This window comes from Streptomyces huiliensis, assembly GCF_020037025.1.
GTDB classification, from domain to species: Bacteria; Actinomycetota; Actinomycetes; order Streptomycetales; family Streptomycetaceae; genus Streptomyces; species Streptomyces huiliensis.
Genome location: NZ_JAIQLH010000055.1, coordinates 24,595 through 32,482, shown reverse-complemented (window position 1 = coordinate 32,482; position 7,888 = coordinate 24,595). Strand labels below are relative to the sequence as shown.

Here is a 7,888-nt window from a genome sequence, read left to right as displayed (position 1 = left end):
GTCCCGAGGGTCAGGCCCGGGCCGGCAACGCCGCCCGGATCGCGAGCCCGAGGGCCCGGCCCACGGGAGGCGGCGAGGCGTGTCCTATCTGCCGGTAACGGGCCGTCTTGCGCCCGGCGAAGCGCCAGTCGCCGGGAAAGCCCTGCAGCCGCGCCGCCTGCTCGACGGTCAGTGACACCATGCCCTTGACGTCGAGCGAGGGCTCCCACGGGAAATCGGGGCCGGGGGGCTCGTCGGCGACGGTGCCGCCGTTAACCCGCATGCGGGCCCAGGAACGCTTCGATCCGGTCGGCCCCAGGTCGGCCCCACCGCGGTTCCAGGAGCCGCCGACCAGGGTCGGAGCGACCCGGTCGGCCTGCGCTGCCCACGCGGCCGCGTGGGGCCAGCCGCGAGAGGCCATGGAGGCGCCCAACGCCTCGCCCACCGTGACCGGCGGTTTCGCGTCGGGCGTCGGAACGACGAAGTCCTCGATGGCGTCCCCCTTCAAGGCCACGAGGATGCCCTGTTTGCGATCCTGGGGCACCCCGTGGTCCATCGCATTGAGAACGAACCAGTGATGTCGATATCCGAGGTGTTGCAATTCCGCCGCGATGTACGCGCGAACCGGCTCGAAGGCGGGCTTGGAGACCAGGTCCGGCACGTTCTCGACGAGCAGGGCCCGAGGCCGGACTCCATGCATGAGCATGATCGTCGCCGCGAGTACGCGTATCTCCTCGTCGTCCACACGCGCCACCGCCGCGCCGGCCTTCACCCGAGGCAGGCCGGCGGCCAAAAGGTCGACGTCGTACGTCACCTGGTGGTCCACCGGGTCGAAATCCAGGACGTCCGTTTCGAGAACGTTCCATCGGGGACGGTTCAGGCGCAGGGTCTCGCAGGCGACCGGGCGATTGTCCAAGAGCAACACGGGATCGAAACCGGCCTGTTCGAGGCCGAGCGCGAGACCGCCCGCGCCGGCGCACACGGCGAGGCAGCTGAGGCGTTCGAGGCGGGAATCTTCCATGATCACCGTTCGTGCTCTTCCGGAAACTCGACGCAAGGGGGGATGGCAGGCTACCCCGCTCGCCGGCGGTGTCATGCGGCGACCGGGTCCGTGGACGGGCGTACGCTCCGAGCGGCCGCGATCGCGTCGGCCGATGACGGGCCGGAGATCGGGGGCGGCCGACGAAGACCCGGCGCGCCGCATGCGTCGGACGATGCCGTACGTCGACGCGCCTAGCGTGTACCTATAAACGATCAATTCCTCGGAGGTACTCCATGGCCCGCACCCCCGCACCCCTCGTCGCGAGAGCGAAAGTCCGCGCGTTCGCTCTCGGTCTGCCCGGTGCCGTCGAGGACTTTCCGTGGGGCGAGAGCGCCGTCGTGAAGGTGAACAAGAAGATCTTCGTGTTCCTGGGGGACGAGGAGAACGCCGAGGGGACCGGTATCAGCGTCAAGCTGAAGGACGAGGAGGCGCACGGGCACGCCCTCGCGGTGCCGGGGGCCGCTCCCACGGCGTACGGGCTGGGCCGGCATGGTTGGGTGTCGGTGCCGTTGGCCGGCGGGGGCGTGCCGGTGGAGCTGCTCTGCGACTGGGTGGAGGAGAGCTACCGGTGTGTCGCTCCCAAGCGGCTTGTCGCCGAGTTGGACGGCTGAGTCGGGGGAGTTCGACGCGGGGTCGGCCGGGTCCGTCAATTTCCGCCCGGGGTCCGGGGCTTGTGGAGAGTGGAACACGTTCTTAACATCACGAGTGTTACAGCGGTCTTGTCATAGAGGCGAGTCATCGAGGCGACGGTCACGGGAGCGGTCCGGATGGCAGATGCGGTGGGCGGTCCGCTCGCGGGTGTGCGTGTCGTCGAGCTGGCCGGGATCGGGCCCGGGCCGTTCGCCGGGATGCTGCTCGGGGATCTCGGGGCCGACGTGGTGCGGGTCGACCGGCCCGGGGGGCCCGGGCTGGGGATAGAGCCGCGGCGGGACGTCACCCAGCGGAACAAGCGCTCCGTGTGCGTCGACCTGAAGGCGGAGGGCGGGGCGGAGGCCGTCCTCGGGCTCGTCGAGCGGGCCGACGTGCTGCTGGAGGGGTACCGGCCCGGGGTCGCCGAGCGGCTCGGGGTCGGGCCGGGGCCGTGTCTGGAGCGCAACCCCCGGCTGGTGTACGGGCGGATGACCGGCTGGGGGCAGGACGGGCCGCTGGCACCGACGGCCGGGCACGACATCGGGTACATCGCCGTCACCGGCGCCCTCGGGCTGACCGGGCCGGCCGGCGGGCCGCCCTGTCCGCCCGCCAACCTGCTCGGCGACTACGCCGGCGGCTCCCTCTACCTCGTCGTCGGCGTGCTCTCCGCGCTCCTTCGCGCCCGGGCCGGCGGCGCAGGGCAGGTCGTCGACGCCGCCATCGTCGACGGCACCGCCCACCTCACCGCCATGCTCCACGGCATGCTCGCCGCCGGCGCCTGGCAGGACCGGCGCGGCGGAAACCTGCTGGACGGCGGCGCGCCGTTCTACGGCGTCTACGAGACGTCCGACGGCGGGCACATGGCCGTCGGGGCGCTCGAACCGCGGTTCTACGGGGAGTTCGTCCGGCTGCTGGGGATCGAGGGCGCGGAGGCCGCCGCGCGGGAGGATCCGGGGCGGTGGGGGGAGTTGCGGGACCTCGTCGCCGAGCGGTTCCGGGGGCGTACCCGCGCCGAGTGGACGGCCCTGTTCGAGGGGACGGACGCCTGCGTCGCGCCCGTGCTCTCGCTGCGCGAGGCCCCCGGCCACCCGCACCTCGCCGCCCGCGGCACCTTCGCCGAGCGCGACGGCGTCACCCAGCCCGCCCCCGCGCCCCGCTTCTCCGCCACCCCCGGCTCCCTCCGACGGCCGCCCGCCCCGCCCGGCGCGCACACCGAGGAGGTCGCCCGCGACTGGGACGTTCCCGGGCTTCTCCAGACCGGACTTCTACCGAAGGGGCCGCAGTGATGCGAGCGCTGGAGCGACGGATCTTCGACGACCGGCACGATGCCTTCCGCAGCACCGTGCGGACCTTCCTCGACCGTGAGGTCGCGCCCCACTACGAGCGGTGGGAGGAGGACGGCGTCGTCTCCCGCGACGTCTGGCGGGCGGCCGGCAAGCAGGGGCTGCTCGGGCTCGCCGTGCCCGAGGAGTACGGCGGCGGGGGCGCCCCGGACTTCCGGTTCGGCGTCGTCCTCGCCGAGGAGTTCGCCCGCGCGGGCGTGGCCGGGTTCGCCGCCGGGCTGCACAACGACATCATCGGGCCGTACCTCACCGCCCTCGCCACCGACGAGCAGAAGCGGCGCTGGCTGCCCGGCTTCTGCACCGGCGAGACCGTCACCGCCATCGCCATGACCGAACCCGGGGCCGGGTCCGACCTCCAGGGGATCCGCACCACGGCCGTGGACGAGGGCGACCACTGGCTGCTCAACGGGTCCAAGACGTTCATCTCCAACGGGATCCTCGCCGACCTCGTGATCGTCGTGGCCCGGACCACCCCCGAGGGCGGGGCCCGCGGGCTCAGCCTGCTCGTCGTCGAACGCGGCATGCCGGGGTTCGAGCGCGGCCGGAACCTCGCCAAGATCGGGCAGAAGTCGCAGGACACCGCCGAGCTGTTCTTCGACGACGTCCGCGTGCCCAAGGGGAACCTGCTGGGTGAGCTGCACGGTGCGTTCGGGCATCTGATGGCCAACCTGCCGCAGGAGCGGTTGCAGATCGCCGTCTCCGCCGCGGCCGTCGCCGAGCACCTGGTGGAGATCACCACGCGGTACGTCAAGGAGCGCGAGGCCTTCGGCCGGCCGCTCGCCCGGTTCCAGCACATCCGCTTCGAACTCGCGGAGATGGCCACCGAGTGCGCCGTCACCCGCGCCTTCGTCGACCGCTGCGTGGTGGAGCACACCGACGGGCGGCTGGACGCCGAACACGCGTCGATGGCCAAGTGGTGGGCGACCGAGCTGCAGAAGCGCGTCGCCGACCGGTGCCTCCAACTGCACGGCGGGTACGGCTACATGGCCGAGTACCCGGTCGCCCGGGCGTTCACCGACGGCCGGATCCAGACGATCTACGGCGGTACGACCGAGATCATGAAGGAGATCATCGGGCGCTCACTGCTGGCCTGAACCGCCCGACACCGCCGGCCTGAACCGTCCGAGAACGCCGGTCTGAACCGTCCGACACCGCCGGCCTGAACCATCCGACACCGATACCGCCGGCCTGAACCGTCCGAGAACGCCGGTCTGAACCGTCCGACACCGCCGGCCTGAACCATCCGACACCGATACCGCCGGCCTGAACCGTCCGAGAACGCCGGTCTGAACCGTCCGACACCGCCGGCCTGAACCATCCGACACCGATACCGCCGGCCTGAACCGTCCGACCGCATCATCGAGACCCACCCCCAGGAAGGCTGCCGACCTTGAGCACCGAAGCGTACGTCTACGACGCCATCCGCACCCCCAGGGGCCGCGGCAAGGCGAACGGCTCCCTGCACGGCACCAAGCCCATCGACCTCGTCGTCGGGCTCCTCCACGAGCTGCGCCGCCGCTTCCCGGACCTCGACCCCGCCGCGATCGACGACATCGTGCTCGGCGTCGTCAGTCCGGTCGGCGAGCAGGGCTCGGACATCGCGCGGATCGCCGCCGTCGCCGCGGGGCTGCCCGAGACCGTCGCCGGCGTCCAGCAGAACCGCTTCTGTGCCTCCGGCCTCGAAGCCGTCAACACGGCCGCCGCCAAGGTGCGTTCGGGCTGGGAGGACCTCGTCCTCGCGGGCGGCGTCGAGTCCATGTCCCGGGTGCCCATGGCCTCCGACGGCGGTGCCTGGTTCGGCGACCCCATGACCAACTTCGCCACCGGCTTCGTCCCCCAGGGCGTCAGCGCCGACCTCATCGCCACCCTCGGCGGCTACACCCGCCACGACGTCGACGCCTTCGCCTCCCGCTCGCAGGAGAACGCCGCCCGCGCCTGGAAGGAGGGCCGCTTCGACCGCTCCGTCGTCCCCGTACGCGATCGCAACGGCCTGGTCGTCCTCGACCGCGACGAGCACCTGCGCCCCGGCACCACCCCCGAGACCCTCGCCAAGCTCAAGCCCTCCTTCGCCGGCATCGGCGAGGCGGCCGGCTTCGACGCCGTGGCGCTGGCCAAGTACCACTGGGTGGAGCGGATCGACCACGTCCACCACGCCGGCAACTCCTCCGGAATCGTCGACGGCGCCGCCCTCGTGGCCATCGGCAACGAGCGGGTCGGCGAGCGGTACGGGCTGACCCCGCGCGCCCGGATCGTCTCCGCCGCCGTCTCGGGATCCGAGCCGACCATCATGCTCACCGGGCCCGCGCCCGCCTGCCGCAAGGCCCTGGCCAAGGCCGGGCTGACCATCGACGACATCGACCTCGTCGAGATGAACGAGGCGTTCGCCGCCGTCGTGCTGCGCTTCGCCGACGACATGGGCATCGGCCTGGAGAAGATCAACGTCAACGGCGGGGCCATCGCCCTCGGCCACCCGCTCGGCGCCACCGGGGCGATGCTCCTGGGCACGGTCGTCGACGAACTGGAGCGGCAGGGGAAGCGGTACGGGCTGGTCACGCTGTGCGTGGGCGGCGGCATGGGTGTCGCCACCGTCGTCGAGCGCCTCTGAGCGGCGGGCAGCCCCGGATCCCGTTTCCCGCCCCGGCCGTACCCGCCACCCAGACCTCCAGGAGACCACCACCATGAGCACCGCCGGCACGAGTACCACCAGCCCCGCCGAGACGATCCGCTGGGAGCAGGACGCCGACGGCGTCGTCACCCTCGTCCTCGACGACCCGCGGCAGTCCGCCAACACCATGAACCGCGACTTCCAGGCGTCCCTGCGGGCGGTCGCCGACCGCCTGGAGGCCGAGCGGGAGTCCGTCCGTGGCGTGATCTTCACGTCCGCGAAGAAGACCTTCTTCGCCGGCGGCGACCTCCGCGAACTGATCACGCTCCGGCCCGAGCACGCGGAGACCGCGTTCGAGGCCACCCAGGAGCTCAAGCGCGACCTGCGCCGCATCGAGACCCTGGGCATCCCGGTCGTCGCCGCCCTCAACGGCGCGGCGCTCGGCGGCGGGTACGAGATCGCCCTCGCCTGCCACCACCGGATCGCCCTCGACGCGCCCGGCTCCAAGATCGGTCTGCCCGAGGTCACCCTCGGCCTGCTCCCCGGCGGCGGGGGCGTCACCCGTACCGTACGCCTCCTCGGCATCGCGGACGCGCTGCTGAAGGTCCTCGTCCAGGGCACCCAGTACAGCCCCCGGCGGGCGCTGGAGGCCGGGCTCGTCCACGAGGTCGTGGACAGCGCCGAGGAACTCCTCGCAAAGGCACGGGAGTTCGTCCTCGCCCACCCCGAGTCCCGACAGCCCTGGGACACCGACGGCTACCGGATGCCCGGCGGGAAGCCGTCCCACCCGGCCCTCGCCGCCAACCTGCCCGCCTTCCCGGCGACGCTCGTCAAGCAGACCTCGGGCGCCCCCTACCCCGCGCCCCGCAACATCCTCGCCGCCGCCGTCGAGGGCGCCCAGGTCGACTTCGAGACCGCCACGACGATCGAGTCCCGCTACTTCGTGGACCTGGCCACCGGGCAGACGAGCAAGAACATGATCCAGGCGTTCTTCTTCGACCTCCAGGCGGTCAACGCCGGTCGCAGCCGGCCCGCCGGACCGGAGCAGCGGAAGGTCCGCAAGGTCGCCGTGCTCGGCGCCGGCATGATGGGCGCCGGCATCGCCTACGCCTGCGCCCGCGCCGGCATCGACGTCGTCCTCAAGGACGTCTCGCTCGACAACGCCCGCAAGGGCAAGGAGTACTCGGCCGGTCTCCTCGCCAAGGCCCTGGCCAAGGGCCGGACGACCGAGGAGAAGCGGGACGCGCTCCTCGCCCGCATCACCCCCACCGCCGACCCGGCCGACCTCGCCGGCTGCGACGCCGTCATCGAGGCCGTCTTCGAGGACCCGGCCCTCAAGCACAAGGTCTTCCAGGAGATCCAGCACGTCGTCGCCCCCGACGCCCTGCTCTGCTCCAACACGTCCACCCTGCCCATCACCCTGCTCGCCGAGGGCGTCGAGCGGGCCGCCGACTTCGTCGGGCTGCACTTCTTCTCGCCCGTCGACAAGATGCCGCTCATCGAGATCATCAAGGGCGAGCGCACCGGCGACGAGGCCCTGGCCCGCGCCTTCGACCTCGTCAGGCAGCTCCGCAAGACACCCATCGTCGTCAACGACTCGCGCGGCTTCTTCACCTCGCGCGTCATCGGCCGGTTCATCTCCGAGGGCGTCGCCATGCTCGGCGAGGGCATCCCCGCCGCCACCATCGAACAGGCCGCCGCCCAGGCCGGCTACCCCGCCAAGGTCCTCTCCCTGATGGACGAGCTCACCCTCACCCTGCCGCGCCGCATCCGCGAGGAGGCCCGGCGCGCCACCGAGGCGGCCGGCGGCACCTGGACCCCGCACCCGGCCGACGCCGTCATCGACCGGATGGTCGACGAGTTCGGGCGCACCGGACGGGCGGGCGGCGCCGGCTTCTACGACTACGAGGACGGCCGGCGTACGGGCCTGTGGCCCGGCCTGGCCGAGCACTTCGGAGGGACGACGCAGCCGGACGGCATCTCCCTGGCGGAACTCCAGGAGCGGATGCTGTTCGCCGAGGCGCTGGACACCGTCCGCTGTCTGGAGGAGGGCGTCCTCACGTCGGTCGCCGACGCCAACATCGGCTCCCTGTTCGGCATCGGCTTCCCCGGCTGGACCGGCGGCGCCGTCCAGTACATCAACGGGTACGAGGGCGGCCCCGCCGGATTCACCGCGCGTGCCCGGGAACTCCAGGCGGCGTACGGCGACCGCTTCGCGCCGCCGCGGCTGCTGCTGGAGAAGGCGGAGCGGGGGGAGTTCTTCGCGGACTGACCGGCGGGGACGGCTGA

General features: G+C 72.2%; 6 protein-coding genes. 5 read left to right on the top strand and 1 reads right to left on the bottom strand.

Annotation, left to right across the window (positions count from 1 at the left end; translation table 11 throughout):
- Positions 1–10 precede the first annotated feature (10 nt).
- Positions 11–1,000, bottom strand: a complete 990-nt coding sequence (locus JNW98_RS11620; RefSeq protein WP_223768107.1) for a DNA cytosine methyltransferase — start codon at positions 998–1,000, stop codon at positions 11–13.
- Between the two features lie 254 nt (positions 1,001–1,254).
- Between JNW98_RS11620 and JNW98_RS11615 the strand changes: the two genes are divergently transcribed.
- The 5 genes from JNW98_RS11615 to JNW98_RS11595 all read left to right on the top strand — a co-directional run bounded on the left by JNW98_RS11615 (position 1,255) and on the right by JNW98_RS11595 (position 7,871).
- Positions 1,255–1,632, top strand: a complete 378-nt coding sequence (locus JNW98_RS11615; protein ID WP_223768076.1) for an MmcQ/YjbR family DNA-binding protein — start codon at positions 1,255–1,257, stop codon at positions 1,630–1,632.
- 156 nt (positions 1,633–1,788) lie between these two features.
- A complete protein-coding gene (locus JNW98_RS11610) occupies positions 1,789–2,937 on the top strand; it encodes a CaiB/BaiF CoA transferase family protein (protein WP_223768075.1) in 1,149 nt (382 codons plus the stop codon).
- 8 nt (positions 2,938–2,945) lie between these two features.
- A complete protein-coding gene (locus tag JNW98_RS11605; RefSeq protein WP_223768106.1) occupies positions 2,946–4,088 on the top strand; it encodes an acyl-CoA dehydrogenase family protein in 1,143 nt (380 codons plus the stop codon).
- Between the two features lie 296 nt (positions 4,089–4,384).
- Positions 4,385–5,599, top strand: a complete 1,215-nt coding sequence (locus tag JNW98_RS11600; RefSeq protein WP_223768074.1) for an acetyl-CoA C-acetyltransferase — start codon at positions 4,385–4,387, stop codon at positions 5,597–5,599.
- 73 nt (positions 5,600–5,672) lie between these two features.
- Positions 5,673–7,871 (top strand): 3-hydroxyacyl-CoA dehydrogenase NAD-binding domain-containing protein, encoded by a 2,199-nt coding sequence (locus tag JNW98_RS11595; RefSeq protein ID WP_223768073.1) that lies wholly within the window; start codon positions 5,673–5,675, stop codon positions 7,869–7,871.
- The last annotated feature ends 17 nt before the right edge of the window (positions 7,872–7,888 follow it).